The sequence below is a fragment of the Streptomyces capitiformicae genome, assembly GCF_002214185.1.
In the GTDB taxonomy this organism is placed as follows: domain Bacteria; phylum Actinomycetota; class Actinomycetes; order Streptomycetales; family Streptomycetaceae; genus Streptomyces; species Streptomyces capitiformicae.
Genome location: NZ_CP022161.1, coordinates 9,927,546 through 9,948,028, shown reverse-complemented (window position 1 = coordinate 9,948,028; position 20,483 = coordinate 9,927,546). Strand labels below are relative to the sequence as shown.

The window sequence follows — 20,483 nt, the reverse complement described above, 5'->3', positions numbered from 1 at the left end:
ACACCTGATGCTCGTGGACGGGATCTCCTACCTGGACCCCGAACCTGCCGTGTTCGAGGCCATGCTGGAGGGGTGGACCAAGCAGCAGCGGGCCCGCTTCCTGAAGTGGGACGGGACCATCAAGCCGCGGCTGTCGCTGGTCCGCCGGTTCGCCGAGTACTCCAACCAGTACCCGTGGCAGTGGCAGTCGGCCGAGTTCGAGGCGTTCATCGACCATCTGCGGACGAAGACGCCGACGTTCACGGTGTCGAGCGGCCGGAACTACCAGAACCACCTGCGGCTGTTCTGCGAGTACATCACTGACCCGCGCTACGGCTGGATGTCCGTCTGCCAGGAGCGCTTCGGTGAGGTGCCGGTCCAGATCCTGCACGAGTGGAACACCGTCACCCACGTCAGTGAGTACGAGGGCGACCCGAGCCGCCGGCCGCTGACCTACGACGAGATCCAGGACCTGTTCGACGCCGCCGACGGACGGGTCGAGGAGATCCGAAAGCGCGGCCGCAAAGGTGCGTTGACCGCGATGCGCGACTCCGCCTTGCTCAAGACCTACTACGCCTATGGCATGCGGCGCCGGGAAAACGTCGGCCTCGACATCGCCGACCTGCGGCGGAACGCGAAGGCTCCGCAATACAGGCGCCACGGAGCGGTGTTCGTGCGCTGGGGCAAGTCCTCCAAGGGCAGCCCGCCCAAGCGCCGCACCATTTTCACCGTCCCCGAGATGGACTGGATCGTCGACGACCTCGACCACTACCTGACCGAGGTCCGGCCCCGCTTCAATGTGGGGAAGCACCCTGCGATCTGGGTCACCGAACGCGCCGGGCGCCTGTCACGCCGGTCGGCGAACGAAGCCTTCGAAGCCGCCAGGCAAGCCGCTGACCTGCCCGAAGAACTCGAATTGCACTGCCTGAGACATTCCTATATTACGCATTTGACCGAATTTGATTACCCGGAAAGATTCGTTCAAGACCAGGCCGGCCACGGCTATGCCAGCACCACGGCCCTCTATACCGGCGTCTCGGACGAGTACCGCAACCGGCTGCTGCACAAGAAGTTGGGCCAGCGATTCCCCGGCATCTGGGAGGACCCGAAGTGATCAAGAAGATGGGCTACCGCTGGAACCTGCGCAAGCTCATGGCCGACCGGGAGATGTTCCAGACCACCGACCTGGTGCCGCTGCTGGCCGAACGGGGCGTCAACCTCTCGCGCGAGCAGGTCTTCCGCCTGGTCACGCAGCCGCCGCAGCGGCTGTCAATGGACACCCTTGCGGCTCTGTGTGACATCCTCGGCTGCCAGCCCAACGACCTCATTGAGGTCCAGGTCGTCAACGAAGAGGTACGCAAGACCGCCGGCGGCGAGACGCCTGGCCCGCTTCCGGCCGTGCGCCGCACCTCGATCCGGCGGCCGGAGGGCCTGTGAGCGCATCCTCTTCGACTGCTCCGTCAACCGTCGCCCGGCTCGCCGCGCAAGCAGCCCGCTTGGAGGCCGCGACGGCCGCCGCCGTCGGCCACCTCACCTCGGCTCTGCCGTCGCTCGGCCGCCAGGACGCCGAGGCCGCGCTGGTGACCGTGGTGCCGATCCCCACCCGCGGGGCGGCTCGCTACCTGGAGGAACTGGCCGGACACCTCGCGGCCCACCCCGATGCGCTGACGTCAGGCAGCTCGCTCTGTCCACCGGTCCTGCTTCGGCTCGCTCAAGCCCTGCACGATGCCGGGCACCCTGTGGTCCGTCCCGGATGCGCACACTGCGGAAAGATCCGGTCTGACCTGCGGCACTCCGCCCTGAGGGGCGCCTCTGCGGTTCGTGCGACGCCCGAAGCCGCAAACGCGAAACCTGCGTACGGTGCCACCGTGACGGCCAGCGCGTCGTCGCCCGTCGCCCCGAGGGACCGATCTGCAACCGGTGCTACCGCGCCGACCCCACCACGTTCGAGGAGTGCGCCGAATGCGGGCAGCTCCGACACCCGGTGGTACGACGGGGCGACGGCCGAGGGCTATGCATCAAGTGCTGGAAACGCCCCATGCACACCTGCGTGAGCTGCGGAAAAACCGCAGCCGCCGCCCTCGTTGACGACGACGGCGCACTCTGCCACCTCTGCTACAACCGTCATCGCCGGCCACGGCGGCCCTGCGGTCGGTGCGGACAGCTCAAGCGCATCGCCCGCAACGCGCGCGACGGGCAGCCGGACCTCTGCGACGGCTGCTACCAGGGCCCCGACGCGACCTGCTCGATCTGCAGCCGAGTCCGCCCCTGCGCCAGCCGCGACGAACAGGGACAGCCGATCTGCGCCACCTGCTACCAGCGTCATCGCACCGGCGAGCCGTGCGCCCGCTGCGGCCGGACCAAGCCGGTCAACACCCGTTGGCCGATCGGGCCGGTCTGCATGACCTGCTACACCGCGGTGCTCCGCTCACCGGCCGAGTGCCCTCGCTGCGGCATGGTCCAGCCGCTGATCGCGCGGGATGACGACGGCACCGAGGTCTGCGGACCATGTGTCGGCTTCGCCGCCGACTACACCTGCAAGCAGTGCGGCCGGACCGGCAACCCCCACAGCCGCGGCCGATGCGCTCACTGTGTCCTCGCCGAGCGGGTCAACGCCCTGCTGGCCGGGCCCGACGGCACCGTCGCTGAGCAGCTGAGACCGCTCGCGGACGCACTGACACACGCTCCTTCACCGTTCCCCGCCATCCAGTGGATCAAGGAAAGCCCGAACACCAAGCTCCTTTCCCGACTCGTTGCGGAAGGCGACACGCTCACACACGAGCTGCTGGACGAGCTCCCGCCCAGCCGAAACCAGCGCTACATCCGTCAACTCCTCGTCCACACAGGCATCTTGGAGGAGCGGCACGAGGACCTCGAACGCATCCCCGGCTGGCTGGAGCACGAACTCGCGGACAAGCCGGCCGCCCACGCCAACCTCGCCCGCCCGTTCCTGAACTGGTTCCTGCTCCGGCGGGCACGCCAGCGGGCCGCCATCCGCCGCCATCCCGCCTCTGCCGACCGCGACCTGCGGCGCCGCGTCAGCGTCGCCCTGGACTTCCTGGCCTGGATGGACCGGCGCGGCCTTGTCCTCGCCGACCTCGCCCAGGAACACATCGACGACTGGATCGCCGGAGCCACCAGCCAGCGACGCTACCTGATCCGCTACTTCCTGAAGTGGACCACGAGCCGTCGACTCACCCGCGAACTCACCGTCCCCTCCATCCCGAGGCAGGAACCCCAGAACCTGCTCGACGAGGACGATCGGTGGCCGCTCCTCCAGCGCTGCTTGACCGACTATGCCCTGCCCGCGGACGTCCGCGCCGCTGGCGCGATCACCCTGCTGTTCGGCCCGTCCACCGAACGCCTCTGCCATCTGACTCCCGAGCACCTCAAGTTCGGCGACAAGCACGCCCACCTGGTCCTGGGCCGCCACCCCGTCCTGCTGCCTCCACGGCTCGCCGAGCTCCTGCGGCACCTCGCTGAACAACCGCAGCTGCGGCCGCAGCTCTCGCGAGCCCGCCCAGGCCCCCGGTGGCTCTTCCCGGGCATGGTCCCGGGCAAGCCGATCTCGACCCACGGCATGACTCAGAAGCTCAACCGGCACGGCATCCCGGTTCGCACCGCGCGCAACGCGGCGCTGGCCGCCCTCGCTGCTGATCTCCCCAGCCCGATCCTCGCCGACGTGACAGGGATGCACCGCCACACCGCACTCCGCTGGGTCGCCTACGCCCGACGCGACTGGGCCGAGTACCTCGCCGCACGTGCTGCGGAACAAGGGCAGGGGGTTCGCGAGTAGGGCTGGTTAGGGCCAGGATGCATCGGCTGGAGATCGGCCCCGAGTAGGCGCAACTTGAAATGAGTCGCGGCTGATCTTCCCCGAGTTACCCGGTACGGCGCGTGATCAGGGCCTCCAGACCGTCGAGGATCCGCTCCAGACCGAAGTCCAGCGCCTGATCCCGGCCGTCCTGTGAGGCAATGGCCTCGGCGAGCGCGGGGAAGCGGTCGGCGTGCTGGTGCACCAAGGGGCCGAGGACGGCCAGGAGGTCCGTCTCGGGCGCGCCGTCCGGCCGGGCCGCGCGGGCCTGCTCGGCGATGCCCCGGACATGCCCGGCCAGCAGCACCGCGGCGTCCATCCGCTCGGGGCCGGTCAGCCCGTGGCCGTCCAGGGCCGCGACTACCCGCTCCAGCCAGCCGAGTTCCTTGGGGCCCATCACCCGCGGGCCGACGGTGGCGTCGAGCAGCCACGGGTGCTCGGTGAACGACCTTGCCAACTCTTTTGCCCACGCCGTTAGTTGCTCACGCCACCCGAGCCCTTCCATGACTGGCGGCGGACCGCCGACCGTGGCCTCCACCATGAGCGCGACCAGCTCCGCCTTGCCGGGCACATAGCGGTAGAGCGACATCTTGGTGAAGTCGAGCAGCCCGGCCACCTTCTGCATCGAGACGGCGCCGAGGCCCTCGGCGTCCGCGATCTCGACGCCCGCCGCAGCGATCCGCGCCAGGCTCAGCGCGGGCTTCGGCCCCCTGGACGGCTTGGCGGGCGGTCCCCAGAGCAGCCGCACCGCCTCGTTCGTTTCCTCGCCCAATTCCCGCTCCGTCCCGCATTTCCGCCTGTCCCTTGCGAGGCGACCTAACTGCGTCTACCGTACACAGAAATAAACCGTGTCCGTCAGACGCAGTTATTCGACAGACTCAGATGGAGTGGTTCACGTGAGCACGAAGGTCCTGATCTCGGGCGCGAGCATCGCCGGCCCCGCACTGGCCTACTGGCTGGGGCGGTACGGCTTCGAGACCACCGTTGTCGAGCTGGCCCCCGCCCTGCGCGGCGGCGGCCAGGCGGTCGACTTCCGCGGCCAGACCCACCTGACCGTGCTGGAGCGGATGGGCGTGCTCGACGAGCTGCGCGCGCTCGACACCGGCGGCAGCCCGATAACCTTCGTCGACCAGCGCGGCCGTCAGATCCTCCACCTGCCGGCCGACTTCGCGGGCGGGGACGTCGAGGTCCCGCGCGGGGAGCTCGCCCAGGTGCTGCACCAGCGAAGCCTCCCGCGCACCGAGTACCTCTTCGGCGACTCGATCACCGCCCTGGAGGAGACGCCCACCGGTGTCCGGGTGACCTTCCAGCACGGCGCGCCACGCGAGTTCGACCTGGTGATCGGCGCCGACGGGCTGCACTCCAATGTCCGACGGCTCGCCTTCGGCCCGGAGGAGCACTACGTCCGCCACCTCGGCTACTACGCGGCCACCTGGCAGCTGCCCAACTACCTGGGCCTGCCGCCCGGTTCAGTCGGCCTCAACGTCCCCGGCCGGCTTGCCGCCGTCGGCGCCGACCACCGCGACCCGACCAGGGCGGGCGCCTTCTTCGTCTTCGCCTCGACCGAACTCCGTTACGACCGCCACGACGTGGCGCAGCAGAAGAAGCTGATCCGGGACGCCTTCGCCGGCCTCCGCTGGGAGGTGCCCCGGCTACTGGAGAGCCTGGAGCAGGCCCCCGAGCTGTACTTCGACTCGATCAGTCGGGCCGACGTCCCCGCCTGGTCCTCCAGTCGGGTCGCCCTGCTCGGCGACGCCGCCTGCGGGGCCACCATCGGCGGCATGGGCACCGGCACCGCCGTGGTGGCGGCGTACGTCCTGGCCGGCGAGCTGGCCCGGGCCCGAGGCGACCACCGCACCGCCTTCCCCCGCTACGAGCACACCCTGCGCGACTACGCCCAGGGCTGCCAGAAGGGCGGCGACCGCACCGGCCCGATCCTGGCGCCCGGCACCGCGACCGGGCTGCGGGTGCGCAACGGGCTACTGAACCGGCGCTGGATCCTCGACAAGATGCTGAAGATGGGCAAGCAGATCAGCAGCGTCGATCTGCCAGACTACGCGGCCGGGCCGTCCAACGCCGCTGCATTCAGTGCCGTGGGCGGACAGGTCAGCCCACGGGCAGCACGCCGCTAACGGGACCACCCGGTCGCGGGCGGCTCGCAGCGCGACGGTGAAACCGTGCACGATCGAACCCTGGCCGGACAGGGAGCTCTCGGCACTGAGCAACACCTGCTCTCGGTACTCGCCGACGAAGCCACCCGCTGGCCCCACACCGCAAGCACAGAAGCCGACCATCACACGATCGAGTCAAACCGCCCTCGTACACGCTCCCCGGCGAGCAGCTGACAACCCCGCCACCGTCAGTGGCAGCTTTGGCCGAGCCGACCTCGGGCTGGAGGCGTTCATCCCCTCACCTGGCGGCACGGCTCGAGACCGTGCGTGTGCGCCCGGCCGACGGAGCAGTCGAGTGGTCATCAGATCACCCTCGCCCGACTCAGTGAGCTTCGCCGCCTGCGGCTAAGGCTGTTCTCGGCCGCCGCCCAGTGCGTCATCACCGGACGGCGCCCCCACCCTCCGACTTGCGTAGTGATGGCACTCGATGAACGTGATCACCGCTGCTCAGGAGCGCCCTGCCGAAACAAGGCCGACCAGCAGCGTCCCGTCTCTGTGAGCAGCACCGTCACGGCCGGAGCCGTAGAACCCGACCTGCGCCACCAGTACTTGACAGATCAAGTACTCTGGGGTTCCTACAGGTCAGCCTGCTATCCGTCGCCTTCCCTGTGGGGCGCAACGTGAGTTGCAGAGCAATGCTCATGACCTGTGGATCGGCCTCGGGTTGGGCGCGAAGGGCGTACCTTCCCGAGTGATCGACTTCTGGTCGTCGAGTAGGCCGACGTTGCACCGTCGGTCAGGAAGGCAGGCCCGTGCTGAGCGCAGTGAATGCCGATGGGACGACCGAGACCGGCTCCCTGATCGACGACATCGTCCACGAGGGTGCACAGCGGATGCCGTCCGCCGACCTGGAGGCTGAAGTCAACGCCTACATAGCCGAGTTGGCCGATCAGCGTGACGAGCACGGGCGCCGCCTGGTGGTCCGCAACGGCTACCACCAGGCAAGGAAGGTCACGACCGCGGCCGGGGTGGTCGAGGTGAAGGCGCAGCGGGTGAACGACAAGCGCGTCGACAAGGCCACGGGCGAACGCAAGCGGTTCTCCTCGGCGATCCTGCCGCCGTGGTGCCGCAAGTCCCCGAAGATCAGCGAGGTGCTGCCGCTGCTCTATCTGCACGGCCTGTCCTCGGGGGACTTCGTGCCCGCCCTCGAGCAGTTCCTGGGCAGCTCCGCCGGGCTCTCCCTGGCGACCGTGACACGGCTGACGGCCCAGTGGCAGGCCGATCACACCGCGTTCGGCGAGCGTGATCTGTCCGGCAGCGACCACGTCTACGTCTGGGCCGACGGCATCCACCTGCGCATCCGCCTGCGCATCCGCCTGCGCATCCGCCTGCGCATCCGCCTGCGCGAGGCTAAGTCGTGCGTTTGGGTGCTGATGGGCGTGCGCGCGGACGGCACCAAGGAACTGATCGCCATGGCCGACGGCTACCGCGAATCAGCCGACTCCTGTGCTGACTTGTTGCGCGACTGCCGACGCCGCGGCATGCGCGCCCCGGTCCTCGCGGTCGGCGACGGCGCCCTGGGATTTTGGAAGGCCCTCGCGGAGTGTTCCTCGAAACCCGTCATCAGAGGTGCTGGGTTCACAAGATCGCCAATGCCGCGAACGCCCTGCCCAAATCCGCCCAGCCGAAGCGAAGAAAGCCTTGCAGGAGATCTACAACGCCGAAAACCGAAACCACGCGCTTCAGGCCGTCACGGCGTTCGAAAAGACCTACGGCCCGAAGTTCCCCAAGGCGGTCGAGAAGATCACCGACGACGTCGACGAACTGCTGGCGCTCTACGACTTCCCCGCCGAGCACTGGATTTAGCTGCGCACCACCAACCCGATCGAGTCGATCTTCGCCACCGTCCGGCTGCGGACCAAGGTCACCCGAGGCGCCGGCAGCGCGGCCGCCGCCCTCGCCATGGTGTTCAAGGTCGTCGAGTCCGCCCAGCAACGGTGGCGGGCCGTGAACGCACCTCACCTCGTTGCCCTCGTGCGTGCCGGAGCCCGCTTCGAACGGGGTCAGCTCGTCGAACGCTCCGAAGCCACCACAGCCTGAACTACCTCAAGATCAACGGGTCTTGACTATTGCTCTGAGTTGCCGGAATGATTTCAAGCCACTTACTCCAAAAGATCTTGACCGAATCTCAGGTGGTAAGACGACGTGGTAATTCAAGATCGAAACGTTGGCTCCGGCACGTCGGCTCCGGGGTCTGTCGTCAGTGACCGACATCAACTGCTCGCGCAGCTCCTCACCAAGGGTGACGCTGACTGCTACGAGGCTGAGCGCATGCTCGGTGTGCGGCTGTCGGACTATCACTGGGCTGCAGTTCTTCGCTCAAGACCCGGATGCGGGCTTACCGTCGAGGACTTGGTCCGCTCTGCCCTGACCGTCAGCCGTATGGTCGGCGGAGCACGCCCGTTGGTCGCCGTGAACGATGTGTGCGAGGTATGGATGTGGACTCGCTGGACGCGGCAACCGGAATGGGAGGCCCTCGCCTCGGTGCGGACTCGCTTGCAGGCAGTGGAAGGTCTGCAGGTCGCTGTCGGACCGATCTCGTCGGGCCCGGCGGGTTTCCGCCGCAGCCTGCTCGGCGCACGGGCTGCACGGCACAGCGCCGAGTCGCGTACCGGGTGGTGCACGTACCAGGACGTGTCCTCGATGATATCGCTGCTCACCAAGGACGACGAGCACTCGGGTTGGTTCGCCGAGGAGGTGCTCGGCGAATTGGGAGGCAGCGGGCCCTGGTGCGCCACCCTGCGCGAGACGCTCCGCCTGTACCTCGCCAAGGGGCGCAGCCGTCAGCAAGTAGCCGACGCCATGTACATCAACCGAAACACCGTCGCATACCGGGTGCAGAAGGCGATTCAACTGCTCGGTCGGCCGATCGGCGAGGACGACTTCGAGGTGCGGCTGGCCCTGGAGATCGCGCGGGTCAGCCGTTTGGCTCCGCTGTCCGGCTCGGCACCGGCGGACGCCGCGACATCATCCGCGAGCTTGCCTGGTGCTGTGAAGTGACAGCCAGTTGATCACTGGTGGATCTCGTCGCCACCGCCACCCTCGGCTGGTACTCGGCCGACCCGCTCTGGATGCCCTCTGCTTGCCCTGACTCGGCAGCCGTGGTTCCTGACCGGTGAGGGCCAGCCCTGATCGGCGGCGGGACCTGCAGGCAGCTGAACGGCCATGCCCCTGCCCCTTCGCCGGATCCCAAGAGAGCGTGGTGCAGAACAACAACTTCGGCCTCGACACCTCCGGGCTCGCCGAATTCGCAGCCCTGGTACGTCAGTTCGCTCCGACACTTGGAGCCTCACCGGAACAGCAGCTTCACTCGCAAGCGCCTGACCGGGATCGACACGTTCTCCTACAACGCCACGAGCGCCGCCTACGACGCGGTGGACTCCTGGGACTTCACCGGGCAGTACCTCGACGGTGGGGACATCGGTGACAGCTCCGACCATGTGCTGACCCTGAAGTCAATCAAGCGGACGGCCAAGGCGGGCACCACCGGCATCGCCATGGACCCGATCAACTTCACCTACCAGATGCGGCCCAACCGGGTCGACGCCACCGACCACATCCTCCCGCTGACCCGCCCCCGCATCTCCACGATCACATCGGAGACCGGTGCGATCACGACGGTGACGCTGTCGGGTGAGGAGTGCGTGCGCAGCCAGGTCATCGACGCGGCCCCTGACACCAACACCCGTTCCTGCTACCCGCAGTTCTGGAACATCAATGGCGCCACGGAAGCCTCCATCGACTGGTTCCAGAAGTACCGGGTACTTGCCGTCACCGTCTCCGACCCGGCCGGCGACAACGAGGCCGTCGAGCACTCCTACTCCTACAGCGGCGCAGCCTGGCACCACGGCGACTCGCCGTTCACGCCGAAGGACGAGCGGACCTGGTCCGAGTGGCGCGGTTACGCGCAGGTCACGGCGTGGACCGGCGCGACGAATACAACCCGCTCCAAGACCGTGTCCCTCTTCCTGCAGGGCATGCACGGGGACAAGAACAAGGACGGCACCACGAAGTCCGTCACGGTCGCCCCGTTTTCCTCACCCGCCCTCGGCGCGGCGTCGATCACCGACAAGGACGAGTACTCGGGCCAGTTGCGCGAGCAGGTCACCTACGACGGCTCCACGGCGATCTCGGCGACGGTGAACGACCCCTGGTCGCAGGAGACGGCCCGGCAGAGCCCGCCCGGCGCCGGCGACCACGTCGCCCGCTTCGTCCGCACCGAGAAGGTGCACAGTTACACGTACCTGACGGCGTCCCGGACCTGGCGCGAGCGCCAGACCAGCACGACCTTCGACAGCTACGGCATGCCTGTCACGGTCGACGACTTCGGCCAGGTCGGCAAGGGGTCGGACGAGACCTGCACCCGTACCTGGTACGCCCGCAACACTGCTGGGCCTGGGTTCGCACAGCGGGCCCGGGCCCAGGCCGTGAGAAGTCCCGGCCCTCCGGCGAACGAGTCCGTAAGACAACGCGCTGACCCCGGTTTCGGGGCCAGCACGGGCAGTCGACTACTTGAGTGGCAAGCTCTCGGCGAAGGCGCGTCCCTCGTCGATCCACCCGCCGAGGACGTCATCCAGCGGTAGTGGGCGCTGCGGGCCAGGCCGGTGATGGGGGTCCCCCCCGCTCGAACGAAGTTGAGAGTGGGGGGAGGGTCTGGTCGCCGCTCAGCGCGAAAAGCACCTCAGGTGACGTCGTGGACCAGGCCGGAGGTGTCGAGCAAGTAGATCACCGGCTGTGCTTCTCCGCCCGGTGCAAGCGCTCGGCATCCTCGACGGCAAAGCTGGACCGCTGGTGGCCCCCGTGCCCCAGAGGCGTGCCCCAGAGGTGTGCCCCAGAGGTGATGCACATCACTGCGGTATGCCGAATACAGGCCCATGCATGGTCAGGGCCCAGCGGGCCGGTGAGCGTTCGGATCCCCCACCAGCTGCTCCACGCCCCATCGATCATGCACAGGGCGGCTGCTAAGATCCGGCCACTCACCTGGGGGGATGCCAGAACGTCATATGCCGCGGGTTCATGACCTGCGGCTCAACGGCGCACGCGCAAGCCTTTCCACACCTTCGCCCACCGTCTTCGGAGAGGTCCTGCATGGGCAGACGTGCGCTCGTACGAGGCGCCACCGCCGCCGCCGTTTCCTTCACACTTGCCGTCGGCCTCGGCCCGCTGACAGTCGGCAGCGCGCACGCTGGAACGGTCACCGGGGAGGTGGTCGTGCCGGCCACCACGTCCCTGGTTCCCCACACGGGCCTGCTGAGCGCGGGGCCTTCGGGGTTCCTCCGGTACGAGGAGGGTCGTGGCCAGCTGTGGACGTCGTACGACGGTGTCGACACGGTCGTCGACGCGTCGGGCACGGACGCGTACGGCGTCACGAGTGCCGGCGCGGGCTCGGACGTCGTCGCCCTCTTCGACCGTTCCGCCCGGATCGTGACGCTGCGGAACATGACGTCCGGCCAGGTCAGTACGGTCGCGCTGCCCGACGGGCACTCGTACTTCAGCACGCTCGGCTCGACGGTCGTCACGACGGCGGGAACCCCGGGCACCGACGCCGTGTGGCATCTGCTGGACGCCCAGGAGGACGGTTCCGTCACCGACCGCACGGTGGAGGGCGTGCCCCCCGGCGTCTATCTATGGACCGCCGAGGGGCTGGGTGACGCGCGCGGACAGATCGTGCGGTACCGCCAGGGCGACGACACGGTCACCGGGTGGCTCGACATCGAGCTGGGGCGCTTCATCAACCTGCCGTACAACGTGCTGACGGCGGGCGACCTGGTCGCACTCAGCCCCACCCACGTGGTGTGGTGCTACGACGGCACCCTGCACATCGCCTCCCGCCAGGACCCGTCCGCCGCCGTGCGGACCGTGACGGTCGGGGACATCTCGCAGGTGCTGGGCCTGGTCGGCGACACCGCCATCGTGTCCCGGTACGACTCCTCCCTCGGCCGCTACGACACCAGCCGCGCGGTCTCGCGGGTCGAGGCCGTCCCCCTCGACGGCTCCGCGCCGCGGACTCTGCTGGCCAGGACGTCACGCGAGGCCGTGGCGACTCCGGACGGCGGGCTCCTGGTCGCGGGCGGCGCCGACACGGACCACTGGGGCGTCTCCCTCATCGAGGCAACCGAGAGCGGCGGGGTCACCGTGCGCCGGATCGCGGACGCGTACCCCCGGCAGGCCGCTCACTCGGTCTCCCAACTGACCCTTGCTCAGGGGCGGTTGACCACCGTGGAGCTGGACCCCGTGGGTGACTGGACGTATCTCCACACCCGTGAGACCGGCGTGTCCGACTCCCCCACGGCGGGGGCACGCACCACCCGCGGCCGGTTCGCGCTGGAGAACTACTCGCAGGGCCGCCCACGCCTCTACGACACCGGTGACGGCCGGACCGTCGTCTCGGGCTACGGCACGAGCGTCGCCCAGCAGCCTCAGCTCCTCGGGGCCACCCAGCCGCTGCCCGGCACCCGGATCGACAGCTCCCGCAGCTACCAGACCGTGACCGCCGCGAACGGCCGTTTCGCCGCCCTGATGAGGCCGTGGGACAGCACCGGCACGGCGGAGACCCGGGTCGTCGACCTCGACTCCGGGCGCACGGTGTACACGACGACGGAGACCGTGCGGGCGATATGGGGCACCACCCTGTGGGTGATGTCCGGCAACAGCACCGTGGTCCCCGTCGATCTGCTGACGGGGCAGCAGGGCGACTCGGTGTCGTTCGGGCGCGGTTGCCTGCTGAACGACTTCCAGGCGGTCGGCCGCTGGCTGCTGTGGAACTGCGTACTCAACTCCGAGGGGCAGGGCGTCTACGACACCGTCACCAAGCAGAACCTGACGCTCGTGTCGGGCGACAGCTGGGAGCAGGCGCAGCTCGGCGACGGTTTCGTCGCAACCGTCGAGGCCGGGCAGCTCAAGGTCATCGACGTGCGCGACGGGACCCCCGTGTCGCACACCGCCGGGAAGTTCGAGGGCAACGCCTGGGACGTCGATCCGTACACCGGCGTGATCGCCCAGCTCCGCTCCGACAACAGCATTCGCCTGACCTCCAGCGACGTCCCCGTCTCCGCCCTCGTGCAGCGCGACGCCACCGTCGCCGCCTCGGCGGACGTCAAGGGCGGCACCGCGCAGTGGAGTCCGAAGTGGTGGCTGAACAAGCCCGCGGCCTCCTGGAACCTCGTGATCAGGAACAAGGCCGGTGCGGCCGTCCGCACCCTCTCCGGCGGTCTGGCACGCGGTGTGGTGGCCCCGGCATGGAACGGCACGAACAGCTCCGGCCGGCTCGTGCCCAACGGCTCGTACACCTGGACGCTGACCGTCACCCCCGCGGACGGACAGGGCGCGGCACTGACGAGGACGGGAACCGTGAAGCTCACCGGCGCGGCGGCAGCGTGGCGGGACTTCGTCGGGTCGGACGGCTTCGGCGAGCTGGTGACACTGAACAGCTCGGGCGGGCTGACGTACCACTACGGGACCGGGCAGGGAACGTTCACCGGGAAGAAGACGGGCTCCGGGTGGCCGACGACGGTGAAGGCCGTGTCCTTCGGCGACCTGAGCGGTGACCGGTGCAACGACGTGCTCGTACGGTTCGACAGCGGCACGCTGCGGGCCTACCGGCCCCAGTGCGGTGCGGCGGTGACGCCAGCGACCGCGTACACCTCGCTGGGCACAGGCTGGAACCAGTACAACCTGCTCACCTCACCGGGAGACATCAGCGGTGACGGGCGAGCGGATCTGATCGCCCGTCACGCCTCGACCGGGGACATCTACCTCTACAAGGCGACGAGCACGGGGAAGCTCTCGGCGCGGGTGAAGATCGCCTCCGGATGGACGGGCTACAAGAAGATCGTGGGCGCCGGTGACCTGAACGGTGACGGGTACGGCGATCTGCTGGCCCAGGACAGGTCGAACGAGCTGTGGCGCTACGACGGCACGGCGACGGGCCAGTTCAAGAGCCGGGTGAAGGTCTTCAACGACTGGGGCTCGTCGTACAACGTGGTCGTGGGCGTGGGCGACATCACCGGTGACGGCAGGGCCGACATCGTCTCCCGTGACAGCTCCGGCGACGTGTGGCGCAACAGCGGTGACGGCAGGGGCTCCTTCGGCGGCCGCACGAAGATCGCCACCGGCTGGCAGGGCTACAAGGGCCTGTTCTGAGCCGGCCTTCGCCGCTGCCCGCGGGCCCGGACGACGCGGTTCGTCCGGGCCCGTTCCATGCCGGACATCCCTTCGTCGCGTGCCCTGGCACCGTGCTGGTCGTCGGCCACGCCCGAGTGGCGGATCCCGGTATGTGCGGTTGCGACGGGCGCTCCGGATCAGCCGAACGATGATGCGTTACTCAGGGTGACTGCGCGCGGCCGGCGGCAGCGCCGCGGCCTGCACATGGGTCAGCGCCTCGGGCTTGCGGACCAGGTGCCGGGCGGGCGACGTCACGTACTCGGCGTACGTCCCCGCGGGAGGCGGGTGGCGCGGCAGGCCGAACACCTCGTTGCCCGGTGCCAGTGTGGTCACTCCGGGGCCGACCGCCTCGACCACGCCGGAGACGTCCCAGCCGAGCCGGACGACCGCGCCGACCAGGACGGCGGCGGAGCCCCAGGGCGAGCGGCCGGCCGACAGGGCTGCAGGAAGCCCCGTACGACCAGGAAGGAGGCGACCGTGGCACCGGTGGTGAGGGCGAGCAGTACCGCGGTGCCGCGCGGACCCCGCTGGTCCGCGATCCTGCCGAGCGGTACTCCGACGAGGGAACCGACCGCCCAGGCCAGGGTGAGGCCGAGTCCTGTCCGGGCCGGGTCGAGTTCGACGACGTGGGTGAAGTAGAGGGCCGAGGTGACGTAGTAGGCGCCGTCACCGACGGAGTTGGTGAACTGGGCTGCGGCCAGCATGCGTTGTGGTCCGCGAGGCGGCAGCAGATGTTCCCGGATGTGACCGTAGACAGACAAGGGTTCTCCCCGTGGGACAGTCTGGCGCGCCTTGCGCGCCGTGTCGGACGCCGGTCACAGGCCGGCGTCGGGGACTATGCAACCGGCCGGTAGTCCAGGACTACGCCGCCGGAGCGGAAGGCCGTGGTGGACGCGGGCGTCCACGTGGTCGCCGGAGCGCCCGCAGGGAACAGCCGCTTGCCTCGCCCAGGACCACCGGGTGTACCCACAGCTTGAGCTCGTCGACGAGTCCGAGGGCGATCTGCACGTTGGTCAGCTCGCCGCTGGCGTAGACGAGGATGTCCTTGGTGTAGTGCTCCTTGAGCTTGCCGACCTCTGTGGCCAGATCACCGCGGACAACGGTGGCGTTCCATGCCGACTGCTCCACGGTGGTGGACACAACGTGCTTGGGCAGGCTGTTCATGCGGACGGCGAACTCGCCCTCCGAGTCCTCCATGTGCGGCCAGGCTGAGGCCATGCCCTGGTACGTCACGCGGCCCAGCAGCAGCGCGTCGCTGGCGAACAGCTGGCCGTGGGCGTACTTGGCGTGCTCGCTGTTGAAGTACGGACTCGGGGGAATGATCGTCGGCGCCCAGGTCACCCGCTTCTACGGCCGCCCCGACATCACCTACATCCCCTTCTCCGACGCCCACCCATCGACTGGGCGCCGGTCTGACTCAAAAGCAACACCACGCCTCTGATCCACGCCTTCACTCGCACCGCTCAAGAGGCTGCCAACCGTGTCCATGTGAGAGGCCGTTAGCATCGCCGACCTATGGACCGTGCTCCTCGAAGGGGGACAGGTCCAGGGCTCCGTCGATTCCTCCTGTGTTCAGGAACATCAGGTCCAGCGCATCGGACAGCTGGTCCTGCCGACTGTCCGGGCCGATCAGGACCTGTTCGGTCCAGATGCACTTTCCCTTCTTCGTGTAACGCGTGCCCCAGCGTTGCGAGAGTGCCGTAATCAGTTGTAGCCCGCGGCCTCCCTCGTCGGTGTCCGTGGCACGGCGGATGCGGGGCATCGTGAGGCTGCCGTCGAAGACCTCGCAGATCAGGTTGACATCCTGGAGGAGACGCAGGCGGGCCGGTCCCTTGGCGTGGCGTACCACGTTGCCCACCAGTTCGCTGGCCAGGAGTTCCGTGGTGGCTGTCAGGTCCTCCAGGCCCCATGCGCAGAGTTGCTCTCGGACGTGGCGGCGGGCCTGGCCGGCGGCCCGGGGGTCGTCGGGCAGGGACCAGGAAGCGACCTGGTCGCCGGCCAGGGCGTGGAGGCGGGCGACGAGGAACGCGGCGTCGTCGGCGGCCTGCTGCTCGGCGGGGAGCAGGCCGGCCGTCAGCACGTCGCACAGGCGTTCCAGATCTGCGCTCGTACCGTCCTGGTGGGCCGTGTGCAGGAGCCGCGCCAGATCCGTCATGCCCTGGTCGATCTCACGCTTCGCCGACTCGACCAGACCGTCCGTGTAGAACACGAGCAGGCTGCCCTCGGGAACATGGAACTCAACCGTCTCGAAGGGGGGCTCCGCGGCGCCCAGCGGCGGGTCCGCGGCCTGGTCCGAGAAGTGAACCGTGCCGTCGGGGTGGAGCAGCGCGGGTGGTGGGTGTCCGGCTCGGGCGATGCTGCAGATCTGGGTGGTGGAGTCGTAGAGCGCGTACAAACACGTGACGTACGACTCCTCGCTCATGCCGCCGACGATGTCGTTGAGGTGGGTCATGATCTCGTCGGGGGGCAGTTCGAGGTCGGCGAGAGTGTGGACGGCGGTGCGCAGGCGGCCCATGGTGGCGGCCTCGGGCAGTCCGTGGCCCATGACGTCGCCGACGACCAGGGCGACCTGGCAGCCGGAGAGCGGGATGACGTCGTACCAGTCGCCGCCGACGTCCATGCCCCGGCCGGCGGGCAGATAGCGGGCGGCGGACTCGCACGCGCGCAGATCGGGCAGGTCCCTGGGGAGCAGGCTCCGCTGGAGCTGGCGGGACCGGGTGTGCTCGGCGTCGTAGAGCCGGGCCCGCTCCAGGGCCTGTGCGACGAGAGCGCTGATCGTGGTCAGCAGGGCGCGTTCCTCGTCGCTGAGGCGGCGCGGGTGGTCAAAGGTGACCGCGCAGATTCCGAACGTGCGCCCGGAAGCGGTCAGGGGCAGGAACGCCCAGGCCTTCTTGTCGGCGCGAGCGGGCAGGTCGGCCAGCTCGGGATAGCGTGCGGTGAACTCCTGCGGAGAGGTGATGAAGAGCGGCGCGCCGGCCCGGATCGCGTCCCAGGCCGGGTCGCCGGATGCGAGGGGGCGGCCGTCGGCGAGGGCGAGGAAATCGTCCGAGTAGGCGACGGCTCCGACGTTGTGGAGCCTGTCTCCCTCGATGACCTGCATCATGAGCCCGGTGGCGGCGAACGGCGGCAGCACCCGGTGGGCAACCGCGTCCACCACGTCCCGCGAGGTCGTCGCCGTCGCGAGCGCCGTGGTCAGCTCCGCGATACGGGCCGCCCGCTCGGACGCGAAGCGCTCGGCCGCCCGGCTCTCCTCCTCCAGGCGCCGCTTCTCGGTGACGTCGGTGAAGTAGATGGTGTGGCCGCCGGGCCCCGGGACCAGCCGCAGGTGGTAGCGGCGCCCGGTGTCCGGCATGTGGACGTCGAAGCCCGCGGACCGCTCCTCGGCCGCGGCCTTGCGGCAGCGGTTCTCCAGGCCGGGGACCTGCCGGACGGCGGGCAGCTCCCACAGCAGGCGCCCGAACATCTCCTCCTCGGAGAAGCCGAGCGTGCGTTCCGTTTCCAGGTTGGCGAAGGTGATCCGCCAGTCGTCGTCCACCGCCAGGAAGCCGTCACTCATGTGGCGCAGGGCCCGGCTGAGCGCGTCACGGGCGGAACGGGACTCGTTGCTGTCCCATCCCATGCCGATCATCCGTTGCGGTTCACCGTTCTCGTCGTACGTGGCCTTGGCGCGGGCCTGGGTCCAGCCCCACGTACCGTCCAGTTTGCGCACCCGGTACTCGGCCTCGAACACGCCGTGGTCCCGGATCGCCCGCTCCACCAGTGCCAGCGTCGGCGCGAGGTCGTCGGGGTGGACACACCGCATCCAGTCCTCGACCCTGCCCGTGAAGTCGGCAGGCCGGGTGCCGTAGAGCTCCAGGGCTGCCTCGTCCCAGATCAGGTCGCCGGTCTGGATGTTCCAGTCCCACGAGCCGACGCTGACCTCCTTGAGGGCCTGCCGCAGACGCTCACCGCTCGGCTCCGTCTGCGAGGGCCGGGTCGGTGGCGGGGCCTGGACCATGCGGTCCTCGATCCAGGCGATCACGGCCCGGAGGAAGTTGCAATGCTCCGGGGTCGGCTCGCCTCGGTCGCCCATCAGGACCGTGAGTGCGCCGATGCTGCGGTCTCCGCTGAACATCGGCAGAGCCATCAGGCCGGTGCCGGGCCAGCTGCGGGCTGCTGTATCCGCCTGCTCCGATGTGAACGGCACCCATACGGCACTGCCCTGTTGCAGGGCGCGGGCCGGGGCCAGCGGGCCCTCCTGGTCGACGATCTCCCAGGAGCGGGTGAGGACGGGAGGCAGGCCGGTCACCGACACCAAGCGCAGCGCGGACATGGGGCCGCGCAGGTGAATCGTTCCCCCCAAGGCATCCAGTTCGGCCACCGCATGCTGCAGTGCCAGCCGGAAGACATCACTTTCCGCGAGGCCAGGGTCCGACTTGCTGAGCAAGGCAAGCCGTGCGCTCATACGAGAAATTCTACGACGAACCCTTATCCGTAACCGCGCGTGCCGCGATCGAACGCGCAGCGCGCGTGAAGACCGCGAGAAGAGGGACTCGGCATGGTGTCTGCCACTGATTCGAAGGCGCCCAGTACCGCCTCGGACCCCGTCACGAACGCGGCCGGCGCCCCTCCCCGCCCAGGCATGTGGACTGCTGACTGGTTACGCACCCAGCCCACCCGAACGCGACGGTCGACGCGCCATCGGGTACGGCTCTCCACCGATCAGAGGCACCGCCGAGAGGCGCATCCCGAGGCTGTGCCCAATCCGTGCCCGTAGGAGCGGACAACCACGGTGAACAGCGGTGCGACCTGGCCCACGCAGCGATGCCAGCCGGACCAGTGGATCGGCGTGCACCACGACGGCACCGTGAACGCGGCGCCAGGACCTTCTTTCCTGCTCCGTGCCACGACCCTTGCGGTGACGGGTCAGGGCTGGTCGGCGCCTGTGTCAGTGCCCGTGCTGGACGTCCGTTTGCGGCCGCAGGTCGCCAAGCTGCACCATCTGCGCCGCCCGCTCGCGTCGAGGAACAGCCAGCCGCAGTCCTCACTGGGGCAACTGCGGACCGTGAAGCGCCGTGGATCCGCAAGCAGTTCGCCCGCGCTACGGGCAACCGCGCACACGGGCAGGCGCAAACCGGCGGAGGGTGAGGGCTGCCAGCGTCCGAGGCCGTCCTCGCCACGGGTGAAGACCGAGTGCCTGGCAGCGTCCTCCACCGCGCCGGCCACCGCCTTGAAGGCACGGGCGTCCTCCGGATCGGTCAGACAGGCATACAGGTTCGTACGGAACTGCCGAGCCTCGGCGAGGGTGGCGGCAGCCTCGTCGGGGTGCCGCAGCGCCTGTTCCCGCAGCCGAGTGACCAGCCTCTCCTCGACCAGGTCCATATGGCCGGTCCATACGGCCAGCGTGGCGTAGCCGCGCAGCCACTCCGATCCCGGCAGCTGGTCCCCGCCCCAGCCCGCGTAGGTGTTGCAGAACTCCAGGGCGGGGTGTCCGCTCGTGCTCCATGGCAGCCATTGGTCGTCGACCCGCACGGCGTATACGGGTCCGGGAGGCCGGTCCAGCCGGTGGTCGCCATGCAACATGCGGTCGTGCAGCGTCTGCAGTTCCGCGCCCGGTTCGATACCGAACTCGGTCACCAGCGCCTTGCGTGTGCTGCGGTACAGCGCCAGGGCGTCGCCCTGGCGGCCGCCGCGGTAGAGAGCGGTCATCTGGGCAGCGACCAGCCGTTCCCGCCCTGGATGCTCCTCGGCCAGCGGGGTCAGATCCGCCACGACGCGGTCGTGCAGACCCATGGTGAGCTGCGCCTCCGCCCGCCGCTCCACGGCGGTCAGGCGCAGTTCGTCGAGGGGACCGCCGAGGCGGGTGCGCAGCCGGTCGTCGGCCACGTCGGCGAGCAGCGGGCCCTGCCACAGCCCGAGGGCCTGGTCGTAGAGGCGGACTCGCTCCGCGGGGTCACCGGCATCGGCCGCCTGCCGGACGAGGAAGGTGAACTCCTGCGCGTCGATCGTATGAGGGCCCTGCTCGACGGCGTAGCCGTCATGCCGGGTTTCGACCGGCACTCCGTACGGCTTGAGAGCGGCACGCAATCGACCTACGTAGGTGTGGACGGTGCCGCGGGCCGAGGCGGGCGCATCGCCGTTCCACAGCAGGTCGATGAGGCGCTCGGTCGTCACGGCGCGGCCCGCGTGCAGCAGCAGGACCGACAGCAAACACCGCTCCTGGCGGCGGCTGCCCACCAACACCTGTCGTCCCTCGTGGCAGGCGGCGAAAGGACCGAGCAACTGGAACTCCATGGCGCTCGGCAGCCTAGTAGGGCCGAGCGTCCGCGGTCCGTGCCGGTGGCGGTAGTGGTGAGGGTTTGGTCAGAGGCCGACGG

10 protein-coding genes and 4 pseudogenes are annotated in these 20,483 nt (G+C 69.2%); 8 read left to right on the top strand and 6 right to left on the bottom strand.

Features of this window, described 5'->3' with window-relative positions; all coding sequences use genetic code 11:
- Positions 1–7: 7 nt before the first annotated feature.
- From CES90_RS44730 to CES90_RS44720, 3 genes are all read left to right on the top strand, one after another.
- Positions 8–1,093, top strand: coding sequence for a tyrosine-type recombinase/integrase (locus CES90_RS44730; RefSeq protein WP_232791434.1), 1,086 nt, complete (start codon positions 8–10; stop codon positions 1,091–1,093).
- Entirely contained in the window at positions 1,090–1,416 is a 327-nt protein-coding gene (locus tag CES90_RS44725; protein WP_189787542.1) for a helix-turn-helix domain-containing protein, read from the top strand. Before CES90_RS44730 ends, CES90_RS44725 begins: the two co-directional genes overlap by 4 nt.
- A 601-nt stretch (positions 1,417–2,017) precedes the next feature.
- Positions 2,018–3,775, top strand: a complete 1,758-nt coding sequence (locus tag CES90_RS44720) for a hypothetical protein (protein ID WP_189787541.1) — start codon at positions 2,018–2,020, stop codon at positions 3,773–3,775.
- 85 nt (positions 3,776–3,860) lie between these two features.
- Here the strand turns inward: CES90_RS44720 and CES90_RS44715 are convergent, their stop codons facing one another.
- Positions 3,861–4,565, bottom strand: coding sequence for a TetR/AcrR family transcriptional regulator C-terminal domain-containing protein (locus CES90_RS44715; RefSeq protein WP_189787540.1), 705 nt, complete (start codon positions 4,563–4,565; stop codon positions 3,861–3,863).
- Between the two features lie 124 nt (positions 4,566–4,689).
- Between CES90_RS44715 and CES90_RS44710 the strand changes: the two genes are divergently transcribed.
- From CES90_RS44710 to CES90_RS44690, 5 genes and pseudogenes are all read left to right on the top strand, one after another.
- Positions 4,690–5,925, top strand: coding sequence for an FAD-dependent monooxygenase (locus CES90_RS44710; RefSeq protein WP_189787539.1), 1,236 nt, complete (start codon positions 4,690–4,692; stop codon positions 5,923–5,925).
- Positions 5,926–6,716: 791 nt separating this feature from the next.
- Positions 6,717–8,004: pseudogene (locus CES90_RS44705) on the top strand (IS256 family transposase).
- 105 nt (positions 8,005–8,109) lie between these two features.
- The gene (locus CES90_RS44700) at positions 8,110–8,964 is read left to right on the top strand and encodes a PucR family transcriptional regulator (RefSeq protein ID WP_208921591.1); all 855 of its coding nucleotides are present in this window, start codon (positions 8,110–8,112) and stop codon (positions 8,962–8,964) included.
- 299 nt (positions 8,965–9,263) lie between these two features.
- Positions 9,264–10,355 (top strand): annotated as a pseudogene (locus tag CES90_RS44695) (RHS repeat-associated core domain-containing protein); the annotation flags it as partial.
- A gap of 697 nt (positions 10,356–11,052) precedes the next feature.
- On the top strand, positions 11,053–14,106 hold the full coding sequence (locus CES90_RS44690; protein ID WP_189788008.1) for an FG-GAP-like repeat-containing protein: 3,054 nt from the start codon (positions 11,053–11,055) through the stop codon (positions 14,104–14,106).
- A 195-nt stretch (positions 14,107–14,301) separates the two neighbouring features.
- Here CES90_RS44690 and CES90_RS44685 read toward each other — a convergent pair.
- The 5 genes and pseudogenes from CES90_RS44685 to CES90_RS44665 form a co-directional block, all read right to left on the bottom strand.
- Positions 14,302–14,511: pseudogene (locus tag CES90_RS44685) on the bottom strand (alcohol dehydrogenase catalytic domain-containing protein); the annotation flags it as partial.
- 59 nt (positions 14,512–14,570) lie between these two features.
- Positions 14,571–14,831 (bottom strand): annotated as a pseudogene (locus tag CES90_RS44680) (MFS transporter); the annotation flags it as partial.
- A gap of 157 nt (positions 14,832–14,988) precedes the next feature.
- Positions 14,989–15,468 (bottom strand): dihydrofolate reductase family protein, encoded by a 480-nt coding sequence (locus CES90_RS44675; protein WP_189788009.1) that lies wholly within the window; start codon positions 15,466–15,468, stop codon positions 14,989–14,991.
- 172 nt (positions 15,469–15,640) lie between these two features.
- Positions 15,641–18,571: a SpoIIE family protein phosphatase gene (locus tag CES90_RS44670; RefSeq protein ID WP_189788010.1), complete on the bottom strand. Its 2,931-nt coding sequence runs from the start codon at positions 18,569–18,571 to the stop codon at positions 15,641–15,643.
- A gap of 461 nt (positions 18,572–19,032) precedes the next feature.
- A complete protein-coding gene (locus CES90_RS44665) occupies positions 19,033–20,400 on the bottom strand; it encodes a BTAD domain-containing putative transcriptional regulator (RefSeq protein WP_189788011.1) in 1,368 nt (455 codons plus the stop codon).
- Positions 20,401–20,483: the final 83 nt, after the last annotated feature.